Source organism: Salinivibrio sp. IB282 (genome assembly GCF_001995685.1).
GTDB lineage: Bacteria > Pseudomonadota > Gammaproteobacteria > Enterobacterales > Vibrionaceae > Salinivibrio > Salinivibrio kushneri.
In genome coordinates this window covers 1-19679 of sequence record NZ_MUET01000011.1, presented here as the reverse complement: position 1 = coordinate 19679, position 19679 = coordinate 1, and the positions used below count along the sequence as shown (strand labels likewise).

Annotated in this window: 17 protein-coding genes; 12 read left to right on the top strand and 5 right to left on the bottom strand. The window is 51.3% G+C overall.

Annotation, left to right across the window (positions count from 1 at the left end):
• Positions 1 to 10 precede the first annotated feature (10 nt).
• The 3 genes from lolA to serS all read left to right on the top strand — a co-directional run bounded on the left by lolA (position 11) and on the right by serS (position 3334).
• A complete protein-coding gene (gene lolA, locus BZG14_RS03960; protein ID WP_443508509.1) occupies positions 11 to 640 on the top strand; it encodes an outer membrane lipoprotein chaperone LolA in 630 nt (209 codons plus the stop codon).
• An 11-nt stretch (positions 641 to 651) separates the two neighbouring features.
• Positions 652 to 1974, top strand: coding sequence for a replication-associated recombination protein A (locus tag BZG14_RS03955; protein ID WP_443508508.1), 1323 nt, complete (start codon positions 652 to 654; stop codon positions 1972 to 1974).
• Between the two features lie 73 nt (positions 1975 to 2047).
• The gene (serS, locus tag BZG14_RS03950; protein WP_077485609.1) at positions 2048 to 3334 is read left to right on the top strand and encodes a serine--tRNA ligase; all 1287 of its coding nucleotides are present in this window, start codon (positions 2048 to 2050) and stop codon (positions 3332 to 3334) included.
• Between the two features lie 60 nt (positions 3335 to 3394).
• Here the strand turns inward: serS and BZG14_RS03945 are convergent, their stop codons facing one another.
• Both BZG14_RS03945 and metG read right to left on the bottom strand, forming a co-directional pair.
• Entirely contained in the window at positions 3395 to 4174 is a 780-nt protein-coding gene (locus BZG14_RS03945) for a hypothetical protein (protein WP_077485611.1), read from the bottom strand.
• Between the two features lie 243 nt (positions 4175 to 4417).
• Positions 4418 to 6454 carry a methionine--tRNA ligase gene (gene metG, locus BZG14_RS03940; RefSeq protein ID WP_077485613.1) on the bottom strand — a complete coding sequence of 679 codons (2037 nt, stop codon included), beginning with the start codon at positions 6452 to 6454 and terminating at the stop codon, positions 4418 to 4420.
• Between the two features lie 157 nt (positions 6455 to 6611).
• On the opposite strand from metG, the gene apbC reads away from it, so the two are divergent.
• From apbC to BZG14_RS03915, 5 genes are all read left to right on the top strand, one after another.
• Positions 6612 to 7742, top strand: a complete 1131-nt coding sequence (gene apbC / locus BZG14_RS03935) for an iron-sulfur cluster carrier protein ApbC (RefSeq protein WP_077608036.1) — start codon at positions 6612 to 6614, stop codon at positions 7740 to 7742.
• A gap of 141 nt (positions 7743 to 7883) precedes the next feature.
• Entirely contained in the window at positions 7884 to 8528 is a 645-nt protein-coding gene (udk, locus tag BZG14_RS03930; RefSeq protein ID WP_069361447.1) for a uridine kinase, read from the top strand.
• 117 nt (positions 8529 to 8645) lie between these two features.
• Positions 8646 to 9233 carry a dCTP deaminase gene (dcd, locus tag BZG14_RS03925; protein ID WP_077608035.1) on the top strand — a complete coding sequence of 196 codons (588 nt, stop codon included), beginning with the start codon at positions 8646 to 8648 and terminating at the stop codon, positions 9231 to 9233.
• Between the two features lie 122 nt (positions 9234 to 9355).
• Positions 9356 to 11491 (top strand): AsmA family protein, encoded by a 2136-nt coding sequence (locus BZG14_RS03920; protein WP_158011725.1) that lies wholly within the window; start codon positions 9356 to 9358, stop codon positions 11489 to 11491.
• Between the two features lie 52 nt (positions 11492 to 11543).
• Positions 11544 to 12623 carry a metal-dependent hydrolase gene (locus BZG14_RS03915; protein WP_077485622.1) on the top strand — a complete coding sequence of 360 codons (1080 nt, stop codon included), beginning with the start codon at positions 11544 to 11546 and terminating at the stop codon, positions 12621 to 12623.
• Positions 12624 to 12670: 47 nt separating this feature from the next.
• Here BZG14_RS03915 and cobO read toward each other — a convergent pair whose 3' ends face one another.
• Positions 12671 to 13261 carry a cob(I)yrinic acid a,c-diamide adenosyltransferase gene (gene cobO / locus BZG14_RS03910; protein ID WP_077485625.1) on the bottom strand — a complete coding sequence of 197 codons (591 nt, stop codon included), beginning with the start codon at positions 13259 to 13261 and terminating at the stop codon, positions 12671 to 12673.
• 215 nt (positions 13262 to 13476) lie between these two features.
• Between cobO and BZG14_RS03905 the strand changes: the two genes are divergently transcribed.
• Positions 13477 to 13992: a low molecular weight protein-tyrosine-phosphatase gene (locus BZG14_RS03905; RefSeq protein ID WP_077608033.1), complete on the top strand. Its 516-nt coding sequence runs from the start codon at positions 13477 to 13479 to the stop codon at positions 13990 to 13992.
• A gap of 74 nt (positions 13993 to 14066) precedes the next feature.
• On the opposite strand, the gene BZG14_RS03900 is transcribed toward BZG14_RS03905, so the two are convergent.
• Positions 14067 to 14825: a DNA repair protein gene (locus BZG14_RS03900; RefSeq protein ID WP_077485630.1), complete on the bottom strand. Its 759-nt coding sequence runs from the start codon at positions 14823 to 14825 to the stop codon at positions 14067 to 14069.
• Between the two features lie 367 nt (positions 14826 to 15192).
• On the opposite strand from BZG14_RS03900, the gene cysB reads away from it, so the two are divergent.
• The 3 genes from cysB (at position 15193) to BZG14_RS03885 (ending at position 18300) form a co-directional block, all read left to right on the top strand.
• Positions 15193 to 16170: an HTH-type transcriptional regulator CysB gene (gene cysB, locus BZG14_RS03895; protein WP_077458037.1), complete on the top strand. Its 978-nt coding sequence runs from the start codon at positions 15193 to 15195 to the stop codon at positions 16168 to 16170.
• A gap of 73 nt (positions 16171 to 16243) precedes the next feature.
• A complete protein-coding gene (locus tag BZG14_RS03890; RefSeq protein ID WP_077608032.1) occupies positions 16244 to 17470 on the top strand; it encodes a methyltransferase in 1227 nt (408 codons plus the stop codon).
• A 104-nt stretch (positions 17471 to 17574) separates the two neighbouring features.
• Positions 17575 to 18300, top strand: coding sequence for a sulfite exporter TauE/SafE family protein (locus BZG14_RS03885; protein WP_108743514.1), 726 nt, complete (start codon positions 17575 to 17577; stop codon positions 18298 to 18300).
• A 68-nt stretch (positions 18301 to 18368) separates the two neighbouring features.
• Here the strand turns inward: BZG14_RS03885 and tyrP are convergent, their stop codons facing one another.
• Positions 18369 to 19541 carry a tyrosine transporter TyrP gene (gene tyrP / locus BZG14_RS03880; protein ID WP_069361457.1) on the bottom strand — a complete coding sequence of 391 codons (1173 nt, stop codon included), beginning with the start codon at positions 19539 to 19541 and terminating at the stop codon, positions 18369 to 18371.
• Positions 19542 to 19679: the final 138 nt, after the last annotated feature.

Sequence of the window (19679 nt, the reverse complement as noted above, 5' to 3'; positions counted from 1 at the left end):
GGAAGGTTTCATGACTCGACTCTCTGCTATCCGCCACCTAATGGTGGTGATATCGCTATTTTTTGCATTATTGGTTCAGGCGAAAACGCCGGCGCAACAACACCTGATGGAACGCTTGAGTCAGGTTGACGCATTCAGTGCGCAGTTTTCGCAAACAGTGCACAGCCCAGAAGGGGAGGTGATTCATCAAGCAAAAGGACGGCTCGCCATTGAGCGGCCAAATTTGTTTAACTGGACCACAACCTCACCCGACGAAACCATCATGATTTCCGATGGCGAGACGCTCTGGTACTACAGCCCCTTTGTTGAGCAAGTGACGGCGATGTGGCTGGAGGATGCCACGGCACAGACGCCGTTTGTATTGCTCACGCGCAATCAGCCCAGTGATTGGCAGGCTTATCAAATCACCCAAGAGGCTGACACCTTTACCTTAACGCCAAAAACCACAGGCACCATTGGCGAATTTGAGGTCACGGTGAAGCCGGATGGTGCCTTGACCGGTTTTACCGTGGTTGAGCAAGATGGGCAACAGAGCCAGTTTACGCTGAGCCAGTTTAGTCGACAAACACCGGCGTCGGACCTGTTTTCGTTTACGCCACCCGACTCAGTGATGGTCGACGATCAGCGCCAACCAAGATAATTGCCTCGGAGGTGACTGTGGCGACCTTACCGCTTGACTTTGCAGACGATTTTCGCCCACTGGCCGCACGTATGCGGCCCCTCACGCTTGACCAGTACATCGGGCAGCGCCATCTTCTCGCCGAGGGTAAACCGCTTCGCCGGGCGATTGAATCGGGCTCCCTCCATTCGATGATTTTCTGGGGGCCTCCGGGGATCGGTAAAACCACGCTCGCCGATATTGCCGCGCGCCAAGCCAACGCAGAGCTGGAACAGATCTCGGCCGTGACATCTGGCGTCAAAGAGATCCGAGAGGCGATTGGGCGCGCAGAGCAAAACAAGCAAGCCGGCATTCGTACTGTTTTGTTTGTCGATGAAGTGCACCGCTTTAACAAAAGCCAGCAAGATGCGTTTTTACCCCATGTGGAAGCGGGGACGGTGACGTTTATTGGTGCCACCACGGAAAACCCCTCATTTGAGCTTAATAACGCTCTGCTATCGCGCGCCCGTGTGTACCGCCTAACCAGCCTTGATGAGAGCGATTTGGAAGCGGTGATTGATCAAGCACTCGCCGACGCGCAGCGAGGGCTCGGTAAGCAGTCTTTAGCCTTTGATAACGGCGTGAAAGCAGCATTAACGGCAGCATGCAGTGGTGATGCACGTATGGCGTTAAACCTATTGGAAATGTTGGCAGACATGGCCGATGGCCAAATCACGATGTCGATGCTTAAAGACGTGGCTGGCGAAAAAGTGGCGCAATTCGATAAACAAGGTGATGCGTGGTATGACTTGATTTCTGCGTTTCACAAATCGGTGCGCGGCTCGAGCCCCGACGGAGCATTGTATTGGTACGCACGGATTGTCAGTGCAGGGGGCGATCCGCTCTATGTCGCCAGGCGACTACTTGCGATCGCTTCAGAGGATGTCGGTAATGCCGATCCGCGCGCGATGCAGGTCGCGCTTAACGCCTGGGACTGCTTTACCCGCGTAGGGCCGGCAGAGGGTGAGCGCGCCATTGCTCAAGCCGCGGTGTATTTGGCCAGTGCGCCTAAAAGTAACGCGGTTTATACCGCGTGGAAACAAGCCTTGCGTGATGCTAAAGACACCGCGAATGCGCCTGTTCCTATGCACCTTCGTAATGCACCAACGGCATTGATGGAGCAAATGGGACACGGAGACGGCTATCGCTATGCCCACGATGAGCCCAATGCCTATGCCGCGGGAGAGCGCTATCTCCCCCCGGAGCTTGGCGAGGCGAGTTACTATCAGCCCGTCAATCGTGGGCTAGAAATTAAAATCGCCGAAAAGCTCGCCTTTCTCGCAGAGCAGGATATAAAAAGCCCGCAAAAGCGCTAGGCAAGTTTACCCTTTTTGGGTAAGGTTTAACTTCGTCAATTTACAGTCAATAACCCGAAAGCACAGGATTAGCATGCTGGATTCCAAATTACTTCGAACTGAGCTGGAACAAACCGCTCAACAACTCGCTCGTCGTGGCTTTACGCTTGATGTTGACGCTATGCGTGAACTCGAGGAACAACGTAAGGCGCTGCAAATTCGCACCGAACAACTGCAAGCAGAGCGTAATTCCCGATCGAAGTCCATTGGCCAGGCTAAAGCAAAGGGTGAAGACATCGCACCATTGCTCGAAGAAGTGGCAAACCTGGGTGATGAATTGGATGCGGCGAAAACAGAGCTCGCGGCGCTCCAGCAAAAAGTGAATGATGTCGTGATGGGCGTGCCTAACTTACCGGCCGAAGAAGTGCCTAGTGGCAAAGACGAGTCTGAAAACCAGGAAATTTCTCGCTGGGGCGAGCCCCGTCAATTTGAGTTCGAGGTTAAAGATCACGTCGACCTCGGCGAACTCACCGGTGGTCTTGATTTTGCCAGTGCGGTGAAACTGTCAGGCTCTCGCTTTATCGTGATGAAAGGGCAAATGGCGCGTATGCATCGTGCGCTCACGCAATTTATGCTCGACTTGCACACCAACGAGCACGGTTACACCGAAATGTACGTACCGTATCTGGTTAATGCGGACAGCCTCTATGGCACCGGTCAGCTGCCTAAATTTGGAGAAGATTTGTTCCATACCCAGCCGGCGACGGAAGAAGGGATTGGCATGTCTTTGATCCCAACCGCGGAAGTGCCGCTGACCAACATGGTACGTGATGAAATCATCGATGAAGCGGATCTTCCGCTGTGCATGACCGCACACACACCTTGCTTCCGCTCAGAAGCAGGTTCATACGGGCGTGATACGCGCGGCCTTATCCGTATGCACCAGTTCGATAAAGTTGAGTTGGTGAAGGTGGTTAAGCCAGAAGACTCAATGGAAGCTCTGGAGTCATTGACTGCGGATGCAGAAAAAGTATTGCAGTTGCTAAACCTGCCATATCGTAAGATGTTGCTCTGCACCGGCGACATGGGCTTTGGTGCGGCGAAAACCTACGATCTAGAAGTCTGGTTGCCCGCGCAAAACACTTATCGTGAGATTTCATCGTGCTCAAACACCATGGACTTCCAAGCTCGCCGTATGCAGGCACGTTTCCGTCGTAAAGGTGAGAAAAAACCTGAACTGTTGCACACCTTGAATGGTTCGGGCTTGGCGGTAGGCCGTACCTTGGTGGCTATTTTGGAAAACTACCAACAAGCGGATGGCCGTATTGAGATCCCTGAAGCACTTCGCCCCTATATGGGCGGGCAAACCCATATTGGGTAAGTGCCATCATGATGCTATCAAGCCGGCCTTGCGCCGGCTTTTTAATGGCTTAGAGGTTGATCATTGATGGTGTGAGTCATTGATGGGTGACAGCGTATTGAAAATATCATCCTTTGGTGCAGGAAAGCGCGCGAGCAGCGTCGCCAGAAAGGTATCGAGGGCATCAAGCATCACGGCGTTGACTTGCTGTGCCACCGCCAGGCGGCGATTGAGTGACAAGGTGTGTACATTATCAAGCTGTGAGATAACCTGATTAACCTTATTGGTGAATGCATCGCCCAATTCAAGGTCGCGCAGTTGTGCTAAGCGCTTGATGAGTATTTGTTGTTGTAAGCTTAGGGACTGGTGCGCATTGGGCGTTGCGTTCTCCAGTTGTATTGACGCGTAGGAAAAGCGTTGGCGAGCTTGAAGTAGCTCTAACACGGCATACCAAATTTGTTGGTAAGACGAGAGCGTGTGGTCATCACCACAGGCAATTAACACCGGCGGGATGGCTTCATCCACCAAGTACGCTAGGTGCTGCAAGGCGCGGTTTTTCATCTTGGCCTGGGTCACATCATCATATTGTGGCAAGGCGTGAAGGTGATGGAAAAAAAGCCGATACATTGGCTTTTGCGCATGGGGTGCCAAGTGGTGTAACTGACGTGTTTGATCCAGCAATCGTTGATAGTCATACGGATCGACGCGCGGTTGGGTGGCGAGGTAACCCGCATGCTGGAGCAAAGCTCGTAACTCATGCAGTTGATGCAATCGCCAATCCGGTCGTTGACGATACACGATGACCGCCACCACGCTAGCAATCGTGAGCACCAGTATTCCTATCATCACTAACCATCCCATATGCTCTCCTTGCTATGGCTCGCGTGTCTCTCTGAAGGAGCATGAAGCATGCCAAAATTGAGAGGTTAATCACGCCTTGTATGGCCTTGATCGGGGTCTGATGGTGGGCGTTTTACGCACCGTGTTAGGGAGTGGTTGCCCTCTTGTAGTGCAGGGAGGCGGAGGATTGGCACCTATTGGGCAAAAAAAGAGCCCGGCTGGGCTCTTTATTCTCTGCTTGTGCAAATTGACGAGGCAGCAAGGTTACATGACCCGCATACCTGGCTGGGCACCCTCATGAGGCTCTAAGATCCAAATCTCTTTTCCGCCAGGGCCGGCTGCTAAAATCATGCCTTCTGACATGCCAAACTTCATCTTTCTTGGTTTTAGATTGGCGACCATCACAGTGTGCTTGCCCACCAGATCTTCCGGTTTGTAGGCCGATTTGATCCCAGCGAAAACCTGACGTGTTTCACCGCCAATATCGAGCTTGAATTTGAGCAGTTTATCCGCTTTTGGCACGGCTTCGCACTCAAGGATCTTGGCGATACGGAGATCCACTTTAGCAAAGTCACCAAATTCAATTTCATCCGCGAGAGGATCATCAGCCAAAGGCCCTTGCGCTTTGGCTTTTTCCGCCTCTTCGGTCGCAACATCTTCTTTGCTATCAGCAATCATGGCATCGACGGCTTTCGGATCAATCCGGTTAAATAACGCCTTGAACTTGGTGATCTGATGGCCAGTGAGTGGAGTGGCAATGCTTTCCCACGTGAGGGTATCGTTTAAAAAGCCTTCCGCCCGTTCGGCCAGTTTTGGCATCACGGGTTTTAGATAAGTCATCAACACTCGGAATAAGTTAATACCCACTGAGCAAATAGCCTGTAGCTCAGCCTCTTTTCCTTCCTCTTTGGCGATGACCCAAGGGGCTTTCTCATCGACGTACTGGTTGGCCTTATCGGCCAGCGCAATGATCTCACGAATGGCGCGATTGAATTCACGGGCCTCATAGAGCTCGCCAATGTGCTCGGCTTTATCGATAAAGGATTGATATAGCTCAGGCTCAGAGCAAACCGTTGATAGCTGACCGTCAAAGCGTTTGCTGATGAAACCCGCGTTGCGAGAGGCTAGGTTGACCACTTTGTTGACGATGTCGGTATTCACGCGCTGAATAAAGTCATCCAAGCTTAAATCGAGATCATCAATACGGCTGTTGAGTTTGGCGGCGTAGTAGTAACGCAGGCACTCAGGGTCAAGGTGCTTTAAGTAAGTGCTTGCTTTAATGAATGTCCCTTTCGACTTGGACATTTTCGCGCCGTTGACGGTGACATAACCGTGCACAAAGACGTTGTTTGGCTTGCGGAAACCGGCACCGTCGAGCATGGCGGGCCAGAACAAACTATGGAAATAAACAATGTCTTTGCCAATAAAGTGATAAAGCTCGGCATCGCTGTTGGCTTTCCAATACTCATCAAAGTCGATGTCGCCGCGCTTGTCACAGTAGTTTTTAAATGACCCCATATAACCAATTGGCGCATCGAGCCAAACGTAGAAAAACTTGCCAGGTTGATCAGGGATCTCGAAACCAAAGTAGGGCGCATCGCGGGAAATATCCCACTGCTGCAGGCCGGTTTCAAACCACTCATTCATCTTGTTAGCAATCTCACTTTGCAGTGAGCCGGATTTCGTCCACTCATTGAGCATTTGTTCAAATTGTGGCAAATCGAAGAAGAAGTGCTCAGAGTCACGCATCACGGGCGTCGCGCCGCTCACCGCTGAACGAGGGTTAATCAGCTCTGCCGGGGTATAGGTTTCACCACAGTTATCACAGTTGTCACCGTACTGATCGTCGGCGTGACATTTTGGACACTCGCCTTTGACAAAGCGATCCGGTAAGAACATTTCTTTTTCCGGATCAAACAGTTGAGAAATAGTTCGACTGGTGATGTAACCGTTATCGCGTAGCTGGGTATAGATAAACGAGGCGAGTTCGCGGTTTTCATCACTGTGGGTGCTGTGGTAATTATCGAAGCTGATATCAAAGCCATCAAAGTCGGCTTGGTGCTCTTGTTGCACGCCAGCGATCATGGCTTCTGGCTCGACACCCATTTGCTGTGCTTTCAACATAATGGGGGTACCGTGGGCATCGTCGGCACAAATAAAGTGAGTCGTGTTGCCACGTAGGCGCTGATAGCGCACCCATACATCTGCTTGAATATGCTCGAGCATGTGGCCCAAATGAATCGAGCCGTTCGCATAAGGCAGCGCACAGGTCACCAGAATTTTCCGTGGGGTTGCAGCCATAATCTTGTTTGTTCGCTCTTATGATATGAATGGAATGATTGCGGAAATCTTACCTGATACGATATGCCTTGCCTAGTGCAGGCCGTGAGTGAGGCGGTTTATCCGTTAAACGTTGCCAATCCGGCCTAATATATTTTAATCAATGGGATGGTGATGCATGTTATTTGGTTCTAAAAAGAAAAAAGCACAAAAACAAAAACAAAAACAAAAACAAGACACGGCCGCCCCGCTGACCAATGTGGACGACGCAGTGAGTCTATTGAATCAGTTTTCACACTCGCGCTTGGTGGAGCAGTGGGCAAGCCAACCACAGTGGGTGAGCGCGAGTGGAGACGGCTTTAAGGTGACATTCCCATTTGCAGCGGCGTCAGTGATGCAGGCGCTCGATGAGTGGCTCAGTGCCCAGTCGACGTCATTGGCGCAGCAGTTTCAACTGACACAGAGAGTGGCGCCGATAAAAAGTGGTGACAAAGCGCCCGTCAAAGGGGTGAAAAACCTGTTAGTGGTGAGTTCGGCCAAAGGCGGCGTGGGTAAATCGACGACGGCGGTCAATTTGGCACTGGCCCTGCACGCCGAAGGGGCATCAGTGGGCATTGTCGATGCGGATGTGTATGGCCCATCGCTGCCGATAATGCTCGGCGCTAAAGACAGCGAGCCACAAACCCATGATGGCAAACTGATGGAGCCTGTGAGGCGTCACGGCATCGCCTCTAATTCAATTGGTTACCTGGTGCCCGCCGATAACGCCACCGTTTGGCGTGGGCCGATGGCATCGAAAGCCTTTGCTCAATTGATCAATGAAACCCGCTGGCCTGAACTTGATTATTTGGTGGTTGATATGCCGCCAGGCACGGGCGACATTCAGCTTAGTTTGGCGCAACAGTTTCCGGTGACGGGGGCGATGGTGGTCACCACACCACAGGATCTCGCACTGGCTGATGCGATTAAAGGCGTGGCGATGTTTGAGAAAGTACAGGTGCCGGTTCTCGGGGTAATAGAAAACATGAGCTACCATATTTGTTCGCAATGCGGCCATCATGAAGCGATTTTCGGTACCGGTGGTGCGGCGAAAATGGCCCGTGAACAGGGGGTACCGGTCTTGGCACAAGTACCGCTTCATGTCGCCATTCGTGAGGACATAGACGCAGGCACACCGAGTATGGTGGCGCGCCCCGACAGTGAGCACGCTGCGGTTTATCGCCAAATGGCAGCCACCGTCGCCAGTCAGCTTTACTGRCAAGGGGAAACGCGCCCTGAACAAATAAGCGTACAAACGGTGTCGCCSTGATTGAGCAACGGGCAGCTGTAGCAGGCTTAAAGCGACGGATGCGTCAGGGAAGCGTGATTTTCTCTGGCGCCAGCGGCTTCAACTCCCTATAATCAGGCGGTTTATGTAGATTCCGCCAAGCTTCCTCTGGGTATTCATATTATGAGTGACAACAACCACCAATGCGTTATTATCGGCATAGCAGGTGCCTCTGCTTCCGGTAAAAGCCTGATCGCTAGCACGATTTATAAGGAATTAAAGGAAAAAGTCGGCGATCATCAAATCGGCGTGATCACGGAAGACAGATATTACCGCGATCAAAGCCATCTCAGCATGGAAGAGCGCGTACAAACCAACTATGACCATCCACAAGCGCTAGACCATAACTTGCTTTGCGAGCACTTAGAAAGCCTCGCGGCCGGTCAGTCTGTCGATGTGCCTGTGTACAGCTACTCAGAGCATACCCGTATGGATGAAACCACCACCATGACGCCCAAAAAGGTGATCATTTTGGAAGGGATCCTGTTACTGACCGACCCACGTCTGCGCAATCTTATCCATGCCAGCGTCTTTATGGATACCCCCCTTGATATTTGCTTGTTGCGTCGCATGAAACGTGATGTGGCTGAACGCGGCCGCACCATGGACTCTGTGATGGAGCAATATCAGAAGACGGTCCGCCCTATGTTTATGCAGTTTATTGAGCCGTCAAAGCAATATGCCGACATTATCGTGCCACGCGGGGGGAAAAACCGCATTGCGATTGATGTATTAAAAGCGCATATCGCGCGATTACTGAAAGCCTGATTGACTTATGATGGCTTAACGGATCACCACTCCCTGCTTTTGTATGCAGAGGACAACGAGCTAAGTGAATGCGGTGCGCAGTGTATCGCTCCATGTATTAACCGTGAGGACTATCCGATGCGACTATGCGACAGGCATATCAAAGAACACCTTGATGATGGCCGCATCAAAATTGAGCCGCRTCCGGCAGAGGCGTCGATTTCTGGTGTGACGGCGGATGTGACATTGGGCAATCAATTCCGTGTCTTTAATGATCACGGCGCGGCATTTATCGATCTATCTGGCCCGAAAGAAGAGGTCAATGCCCAGCTTGAACGTGTGATGAGTGATGAAATTGAGATTGCTGATGGTGAGGCATTTTATCTTCACCCAGGCCAGCTCGCGCTCGCTGTCACGCATGAAGCGGTGACCCTACCGGACGATATCGTCGGCTGGCTTGATGGCCGTTCGTCGTTGGCACGTTTAGGGCTGATGGTGCATGTGACCGCGCACCGGATTGACCCGGGCTGGTCGGGCCGTATTGTCCTCGAGTTCTATAACAATGGTCGTTTGCCTTTGGCGCTACGACCCGGTATGCCGATTGGTGCGTTAAGTTTTGAGCCTATGTCGGGCGCGGCTGATAAGCCGTATAACAAACGCGACAACGCAAAATACAAAAATCAGCAAGGGGCCGTCGCCTCTCGCATTAGTCAAGACAAGGTTTAACGATTGCAATGCGCCTACGGGCGCATTTTTTCTAACGGGGAACCCGATCGTGAAATCATGGTCGATAAGGCGAGTATCTCTCGCGAGTGGTATCGCCTGTTATGCACAAGGAGCATCTTGCAATGATAAAAAAAATCGCCCTTACTCTTGTTGTTTTGGTGGTGGTTGTCATCGGTGGCATCGCCGCTGTGCTCGCGACTATTAACCCTAACCAGTTTAAGCCATTGTTGGTCGAGCAAGTTAAAAAGCAGACAGGCTATGACATGGTCATCGGTGGCGACATTGCTTGGCAGTTTTGGCCAAGTTTGGGGTTTTCAGTCGAGGATGTCGCGATAAAAAATCGCCCTGGCTTTGATGAACCCGATCTGATGCGCTTATCTCAAGCACGCCTGTCTGTCGATGTGTTGCCTTTGATGTCGCAAACCTTGCAGGTCGGCGAAATAATATTGCAAGACCCTCATGTTTTTATTCAAACCCTGAGTAATGGGGAGAGCAACCTCACCACGACATCACAGACCGCAGCGCCTCAAACAGAGCCGACACCAGAATCAGACTCATCCTCTGAGACGACGAGCACCGAGGCAAAGACGTGGAATGTATCGTTACAAGGGCTCAGAGTGGCTAACGCGAGTGTGGTCGTCAAAGATGATCAAGCGGGCACCATGACGGCGCTGCGCGATGTGGATCTTGAGGTGGGCAATCTGGCGACGGATGTGTGGACGCCGCTATCACTGTCGTTGCGCGGCGAGCAAAATGACGCCCGCTTTGCGGTGGAAGGTCAAGGCGAGTTGAAATTGGCCAGTGACGTGATACAAAGCCAGTTGCGCAAACTGGCGTTGACGCTTTCGGCAGAGCAAGGTGATATGGTGATTGAACAAGCCAATATTACCCTTGATAGTTTTTCGCTGGGCGAGACAGCGAAATTAGGCTTCAATGTGAATGCGCAAACGGCTGACATCGACATTGAAAGCTCAGGTAAAGCCCAGGTGACTATCGCAAAAACGCAAGATAAGGTCACTGTTCAGGGGTTAGACATGCTCACGACACTGTCCGGCGAGCCTATTCCCCACTCGTCTCTTAGCCAAGCGCTAGCCGCGGATATTGTGTTTGACATCAACCAGCAAACGGTGACGGTCAGTGAATTGACCAGCCGGTTGAACGACGATGATGTTGTGGTGGATGGCAAAGTGGCGGTCAAGTTGACTGAGATCCCCCAAGTGCGCTTTGCGTTGAATACCAACCATATCAACCTCGATACGCTGCTACCGACAGACGCAGCGCCTAGTCAGTCCGCAAAAGCAAGTGAGTCTGACGCTAATGCACCATCCAGCTCCAACAAACAAGCTGCGCCCCTGAGCAAAGAAGAGCCTGATCTGAGTGTGTTGAAGACGCTAGATATTGTCGGCTCATTGGCGATGAAAGGGCTGACCGTGAGTAATGTTACCTTGGGGAAAACGCGTGCGACGGTTGCCATCGACCGTGGCAAGGTCGACGTGTCCGAGCTGACCACACAAGCCTATGAAGGCAGCGTGGTTGTGCAAGGGATGCTAGATGCCACACAAACCCCTGCGCGCTATCAGGTGAGTAAAAAAGCGCGTGGGATCCAAGTGCTTCCTTTACTGGAAGATGCCGCTGAGGTGGACTTATTAGAAGGTAAGGGGAATCTTGATATCAATGTACAGGGCAAAGGCTTGTCACCGTATGCATTGCGTCAAGCGATTCAAGGCAGTGTCGCTATTTTCTTCGAAGATGGCGCGATAAATGGCATTAACTTGGCGCAGATGCTCAGAGAGGCGAAAGCAACCCTAAAAGGTGAGTCGGCAGCGGCCGCCAAAGAAGTACGTAAAACGGACTTTAGCGCACTCACGGCAAGTTTTACCCTAGGTAACGGCATGGCACGCACCACCGACTTACTGTTGGAAGCGCCGGCGCTTCGGGTACGTAGTGACGGACAAACCGATCTGCTGAAAGAGACACTCGATTTTAACGTCTATACCTCGGTGGTCGAGACCAGTAAAGGCCAGGGCGGTAAAGATATTGATGAACTGCGTGATGTGACCATCCCAGTGACGGTAGCTGGTACTTGGCAATCGCCGAGCTATAAATTAGATATTAAGCAGTTACTCAGCAGTAATAAAGCGTTAGAAGAGAAAGTACGCAAAGAGGCGCAACGGGGGCTGAAAAAGCTACTGGGTGATAAAGCGGATGACGATAAGGTCAAAGAGACGGCAGATAAACTCCTTAATTTATTTCAGTGATCGGCGCATCACTCATCAGGCTATCTAATGCAAAGTCATTAAAGGGCGCTTTATGGATTCTGTCACGCAAGCCGCGTTAGGCGCGACGGTCGCGGGCTTGGTTGCGGGTAAACGCTGCTCACCGAAAGTGCTGCTGGCGGGCGCGGCCTTGGGGACCTTACCGGATCTGGATGTATTGATTGATTATGGCGATCCGGTGGCGAACACTGTGAATCACCGAGGTTTTAGCCACTCGCTGTTCGTATTGCCTTGGGTCGGCGCGCTCATTGCTTGGTGCTGGTGGCGCTGGCAGCGTCAGTGGCCACTGTGGCAATTGATGGTGCTGGTCATCGCGGTGCTTGTCACCCATCCATTGCTTGATGCCATGACGGTATATGGCACCAAGCTATTCTGGCCGCTTGATGTGCCATCAGTAGCGGTAGCGAGTTTATTTATTATCGACCCCCTTTATACGTTGCCCCTACTGGTTGCGCTCATCAGCGCGCTGGTATGGCGCCATCTTGGGGCCAGGATGTGTGGTGTTGGGTTGATGGTCTCGAGTCTTTATTTGGCCAGTTCTGTGTATCAGCTCCATCAAATAGAAAACCGGGTTGCCGAGCAAACACAAGGAACCTTGCTGGAAGGCCAGCCGTTGATCATTATGCCAACGCCGTTTAACACTTTACTGTGGCGTGTGGTCGTCAGTGGCGAAGATCAATACTGGGAGGGGCTGGCCTCACGACTTGATGCCAACCCGTCAATTGATTGGGTCACGCAGCCTCTGGGAGAGTGGCCGCTGGCAAACTCTGATACCCTCAGTGCTCTGCGGACGTTTTCGCGTAATTTCATTCGCTTTGAAAACCGAAACGGGCAGCAGGTCGTCACCGACTTACGCTTCGGGGTGGCCGCCTATCAGCCGTTTCAGTTTTTACTGGCAGAGCAAAAGATGAATGGGGAGTGGGCGCCGGTCGCGCCTCAACAACTCGAGCCTGGCCCTTTGCCTGAGACCGCGCTCCCGGCATTGTGGCAACGCTTGTTGGGCGATCAGTCCATCGATGCCAAACTCTGTCGGCAATCGTGTCAAGCGAATGATACGTCTGTTGATACGCTATCCTCTACAGCGGTACCGACCAGCGGCACTTCAAAGCAATGAGCGTGCCTCTGCACGCTCATTATTGTCTTGTAGGCTCTCGATAACGCCTACCAGTCAATACCCTGGCGAGCTTTAACACCCGCATCAAAGGCGTGTTTAACATTACGAACCTCAGACACGGTATCCGCCATTTCAACGAGACGACGATGCGCACCGCGACCCGTGATTAACACCGATTGCTCACTGGGGCGTTGGTTAATCGTAGCGATGACATCGTCTAGATCAATATAGCCATAGGTGATCATATAGGTGATTTCGTCCAGGACGACCAAATCGTAACCAGGATCGCTGAGCATGGTTTTGCATGCTGACCAGATTTTTTGTGCGGCTTGGGTGTCGGCCGTTTTATCTTGGGTATCCCAGGTAAACCCTGTACTCATCACATGAAAGTCCACGCCATGCTGACTGAGTAAGTCTCGCTCACCGCATGCCCAGGTTCCCTTGATATACTGCGCCACCCCGCATTTGAAGCCATGGCCTGCGGCGCGTGCGACGGTGCCAAACGCGGAGGTGGATTTGCCTTTGCCGTTGCCAGTAATAATAAGAAATAGCCCTTTTTCTTGTTGTGCGGCGTCAATCCGAGCATCGACTTTTTCTTTCAGTTTTTGCTGGCGCTGTTGATGACTGTGTTCTGACATGTGATTTCCAACCTTTGGTTAACTTAGGTCTATATTAAAGGGACGATAGGTTGGATGCCAACGTTGACACGCGGTGCGCAAACAAACAGTTCCAACCAAATAGGGCGTTTTATACAAACGCTAGAGCAGGCGGGTGTCGATTACCTGCCTCACTATAGGCAGCGTTTATCCTTACTGGTAAGCTGAAAGCCTAGCCATAAGGAGGTTTAACGCTGATGACATCGGATAATCAAAGGCCCAGTGTTTTGGTGGTGTGCTTGGGCAACATCTGTCGTTCGCCCACCGCTGAAGCCGTATTACGTGCTCGCGCACAGGCGCGAGGCTTGGCAGTCGATATTGATTCAGCGGGCACGGCAGGTTATCACCAGGGTAATCCGCCTGATACACGTAGCCAAGCGGCGGGGCAGGCGAGAGGCTACTCGTTTGAAGGTATTCGCGCGCGCCAGGTTGGCCCAGCTGACTTTGGCTATCATGACATGATTCTGGCAGCCGATGAGAGCAACCTGGCTGACTTGCAAGCGCAATGCCCACCCGAGCACCAAGGCAAACTGTCTTTATTTCTCCACTGGGGGGAGCATACCGATGGGCCGATCCCCGACCCTTATTATGGTGGCCCGGACGGCTTTGAGCGGGTGTTAGACTTGCTTGAACAAGCGGCAGATRGGGTGCTGGATCATATTGAAGCGCATCTTTTGCCACGCTCGTTGAGAGAGTCCGCGTCTAGGGGATGAGCGCAAGAGCAGGAGAAGAATAAACAAACGGCGCGTATCAACGCGCCGTTTGTTTTAAGCCTACGTAAGCTGATTTACCATTTCTTTTTCGGCGCAAACAACTCGTCCAGATCACTTCTTTCTTCTTCTTGTTCCGACTGGAGTTTCTCATGGCCCGTATTCAGTGTTTGGGTGATATCACTATGCATTTGCTCTAAATGCTTTTTCATCTCTTGCGAGTAATCATCGGTTTTGGGCGAGACCACATCAATCGCTTTTTTCAATAACTGCTGAGCGGTGCCCATTTGCCCTTTTTGCTTGGCGTCATTAGCACGCTTAATCACGTTCTCAATATTGATTTTAAGCTGCATCTGCTCCAAGCGCGCGTTCTCAGCCACAAACGCCTGTGTTGCAAGTCGTCCCTTTGAATGCTCCGCTTTCACCACCGAGCGCAGACGTTTTACTAACTTAAGCATCGAAATGGCTTGTCGATCGTTATCTGGTACTTTAAAGGAAGTCGATTCGCGGTTTGAGTAGCTTTGTTTGATTTCATCGATTTGCGCTTGCGTCGCACTGATACGCTGTTTGATGGATTTATCAGAATCATCAATTTCGTACATGGCTTTCAAGGAATCCAGGATCTTCTTATTCAAGCAAACCAACAAGGTCCCGCTATAAGGCAGGTTATGCGCATTACCAATCAGCTCTTCGGTGGCGTCAATTACTGCAATGTGCTTAGCCATCTCTTGGCGCTTGTGAGATTCAATTTGCTTACGTTGTTGAGCCAATATGTTGTAGCCGACAATCAGGCCGAGCAATATGACACAAAGGCCAGCTATCAAGGCAATATTCATAATTCAGCGACGATGTTCCTTGTAATAAACTCAACGGGTTAAGATACACGATCTCAACCGACAGAGATAGCATCAATCAAGGATGGAGGCAGTATGAGTGATCCGCCTCTAACTCTGCACATAACATCCGATTCGCATGCGCTGCTAATAGTGTGGCCCATAATCGTGCACTTGGCGATAAACGTATCGGAATAATCAAACTTTAGCGGTCGAGTCATATCACGTTTGTTCACCAAGTTGCTTAGTGAATGTGCAATCGCTAACGTTTATATAACCAAAGCCTATTAAATAGTCTAATTTGGGTATATAAATAATCTATCAGAACCCAATGCTGTCACTTAACCCATGAGGCTCGCGCGTCTGCACTATGAAACTACAACAGCTTAGATATATCGTTGAGGTCGTCAACCACAACCTAAATGTGTCTGCGACCGCAGAGAGTTTGTATACCTCTCAGCCTGGGATCAGTAAACAAGTTCGATTACTAGAAGACGAACTTGGCGTGCAAATATTTGAGCGCAGTGGCAAACACCTGACCCAAGTCACCCCTGCTGGTGAGGCCATTGTGGAAATCTCTCAAAGCATCTTGTCTCGGGTTGAAAGCATTAAAGCGGTGGCGAGTGAACATACGCACCCAGAAATGGGAAACCTCAATATTTCCACCACCCACACACAAGCCCGTTATGCACTACCGGATGTGATTCAAGCCTTTACCAAGCGGTACCCGAAAGTCTCTTTGCATATGCATCAGGGGACGCCAACGCAGATCTCCAGCTCGGTCGCCAAAGGCACATCAGACTTTGCTATCGCGACCGAAGCTTTCCACCTCTATGAAGACTTGGTCATGCTGCCGTGTTACCACTGGAATCGTTCGATTATTGTCACGCCTGATCACCCGCTGGCACAGAAAAAAGACAATATTACCATCGAGGACTTAGCGGCCTATTCGCTCGTGACGTATGTCTTTGGTTTTACCGGGCGCTCAGAGTTGGATGAGGCGTTCCACCGCGCTAATCTCACCCCCAAGATTGTATTTACCGCTACAGACGCGGACGTGATCAAAACCTATGTGAAGTTGGGGCTAGGGGTGGGGGTTATTGCCAGTATGGCGATGGATAGCCAAGCTGATTCAGATCTCGTCGCCATTGACGCCAGCCATATTTTTGGTGCCAGCACGACCAAAATTGGGTTTCGTAAAGGCACCTTCCTTCGCAGCTATATGTATGACTTTATTGAACGCTTTGCCCCACACCTGACGCGCAATGTGATAGACCAAGCGGTGGCTCTACGTTCAAACGAAGAAATTGATGGCATGTTTAAGGACATTCCGCTGCCAATTCGTTAAACTGCACGAGTATGACAAGGCTGCGTCAAGCAGCCTTTTTTGATCACGCTTTATTCAAGTCTTGATAGCCGCCATGTCTTCCGTCTCTTTTCAGCAACAGTTCAAGCAATTAACCCAACTTCTTACCCAGTTCCAATGGCTATGGCAACCAATGCCAATGGCACATAGACGTTTACCATGGCAGGAAGAAGACGCATTATGCGCTTGGCTGGCAAGCTTGGACTATTCCCAGGTTACAGCGCTAAAGGCCGCACCTGACGCCGTGATTACCCAGCTGTCGAGTTGGTGGCCTGCGTTGGCGTCATTGACCGAACTCACCGCTGTGCCTAAGGCGAGTACGACCAAGCTGGGGGTGGATCCGCGGTTGGCGGTAGGGGTCCCGGGAAGAAAGTGGGCGCAAATCGAGGCATACATCGGTGCAGTTCCCACTCACGGGGAGACGGTACGTTACCTTGAGTGGTGTGCCGGAAAAGGGTATCTCGGGCGTGCCATGTCATCGGTGACCGCTAAGCCGGTTGAGAGTATTGAATGGCAAAAGGCGCTTTGCGATCAAGGACAAGCGTTTGCGCTGCGCAACGCCCTCGCGATGCGATTTTATCCCTTAGATGCCATGGGCGCGGAGGCTGCCGCTGTGATGGCCAGTTGTGACCACGGGTTAGCGTTACATGCCTGCGGCGACTTGCATGTGCAACTCCTGCAAAAAGCGGTGACGTGTGGCATGTCGCGCCTATCCGTCTCGCCGTGTTGCTATCACCTTATTCGAGAGGAGACTTATCAGCCGCTCTCGGATGTCGCGCAGGGAACGGGGATACGGTTGAAAAAAGCCGACCTTAAACTTGCCGTCCAAGAATCGGTGACCGGCGGACAGCGCGTCCGTCGCCAACGGGAACAGGAAGTAATTTATCGCTTAGGTTTTGATGAATGGCAGCGGGACTGGCAAAACCAAGATCAATACTTGCCATTACCGGCACTGAAAAAATCACAACTTCACCAAGGGTTTGCCGCATTTTGTCGCTGGGGGGCGGCACAAAAAGGGCTTGCGTTCCCCGCTGACTTCGATGCGGATGGCTATTTGCGCCGTGGAGAAGCCCGTTTTGCCATCCTCGAACAAATCAACGTCGTTAAGAGTGCCTTTCGCCGAGCAATGGAAATATGGCTGGTGTTGGATAGGGTGTTGTACCTTGAGCAGCATGGGTACTCGGTGAGTCTGATACAGTTTTGTGAGCGTGAATTGACGCCACGCAACCTGTTGATTCATGCCGAAAAGAACAACGCGCCCAGCAGGCCAGCACGCCTTTGACGTGTTACTCCTGGTGTCGATCAGGCGATTACCCGTAAAAGCTCGCTCAAGACTGGGTAAATCGTTACACTCGGGTTACCTATCTTTACCTGAAGTTACTTTTTATGCCTGATATCGGCGTCTCCATGGCGGTGGCCATGATCTTGGGGCTTGGCTGTTTTGTGCAAAGCTTGGTTGGGTTTGGCATGGCGATTGTGGCCGCGCCACTGTTGCTGATGATTGATCCCAAACTCGTCCCGACCACCATTTCTATGGTAGGGCTGACATTGGCGAGTATTAATGCTTGGCAATATCGGCATCAACTCTCATTTCGTGATCTTAGTTGGGCTTATTTAGGCCGTGTGCCGGGGACTGCTGTCGCTGGGGGCGTGATGTTAGTCGTCACAACACAAATGCTGGAAATTATCATCGGGGCAGCCGTCTTAATCGCAGTATTGGCCAGTGTGATGCGCTTTGACATTGCCCCTAATCGACGAAACTTTTTTGTCGCCGGTTTTACCTCTGGAGTGATGGGCACCACCACCAGTATTGGTGGCCCGCCAATGGCTCTTGTATTGCAACATGCGGATGTCAATAAGATGCGCGCATGCTTGGCGGGGTACTTTGCGATTAGCTGCATCTTGTCTTTGATCGCCTTAAGCGCCACGGACTTTCTGACATGGTGGCACTTAAAGCAAGCGGCATTTGCGGTGCCTGCCGTACTGGTGGCGACATGGCTTGCTTATCGCATCGCACCAAAGGTGAAACCGCAGCTCGTCCGTCGGGCAATGTTGCTACTCTGTACCTTAGCTGGAGTCAGTACGCTGGTACGCGGCTTGATGGGTGGCTAGAAAATAATAAAAAATGACGCCCCGTCAGTGGGGCGTCATTGAATCATTGGATGGTTAGCGAGCGATGATCAGCCAATAAACTGTGCCACTACAACGCTTATGCCTCCCACCATTGCCAAGCTAAGGCCAAGGTTCCCACCAATCACCTGATAATGCTCATCCGTTGAGACGGTTTGACGTGCTTTACGCACCATCAGCACAGGTAACACCACCGCAAGAATCACCAGAGCGATCGCCGCGTAACCTAACGCTGTGATAAATCCCTGAGGGTAGAAAAGTGCGAATACCAAAGGCGGTAAGTAGGTTATAGCGGCGGTTTGCAAGCGGCCACGTATGCTATCTTGGCGGTTAAAACTGTCCGAGATAAAGTCAAACAAGCCTAAACTGACACCAAGAAATGACGTCGCTAAGGCTAAATCAGCAAATAGCGAAATGCTGGAGGCGATATAATCTTGCTGCACCACCGATTGGATGATGGCAACAAACTGAGACAGCTCGCCGTTTTGAACTAAGGTAGATTGTGCAACGGTGCCTAAGCTCGCGACTTGCCAGAAAATATAGAGGGCAAGTGGCAAGGTGGAGCCGACGATCATCACTTTGCGTAGGGAAGGGAGATCTATCCCGACATAACGCACAATCGAGGGGATACTGCCGTGGAAGCCAAAAGAGGTGAAAATAACGGGCAATGCAGCGACCAAGAGCCCTTTTTCGACTGGCATCTCTACTAAGTTAATGCTGGATACGTGTGGAGTGAGTAAGGTTAACGCTAAAATCAGGAATAAGACTTTAACGGTAAATAAACCACGGTTGATTAAATCCACTTTACTCGTCCCTAGCGTCACCACTAAGCCAAACACGAGGGTGAACAATACCGCACCGGCTGCTGGCGGTAGCTCGATCGCTGACCACTGGGCCAGCTTCTCATTAAGCTGACTCCCCCCGCCCGCAATGTAGGCGGCGCATAGGGAATAGAACAAGAATAACATGGCGAATGAGGCAAGCCACTTCCCCTTATCCCCTAAAAACTGTTTGGCCAGACTGTGTAGTGTGGCATCCGCGTCAGCGTACTGATGGACTTCTAGCATTAATAGCGCGGTATAGGTCATCAATGCCCACATCGCCCCCATTAATGCCATCGACGCTCCAAATCCAATACCGGCGGAGGCAAGCGGTAGAGCAAGCATACCTGCGCCAATCGTTGTCCCTGCGATAATCAGCGAACTTCCTAGTACTTTATTCATATTATGTTTAACCAGTGTTAATAAAAAGTTAATTGTTGTGTTCGCACAAAAGATAACGTGAATTTATGCGCATTGTGCACTGTCTATGCAGATAAAAAAACGGATGCTTGTAATGCTAAAGGTACGACTCAGTAAAGT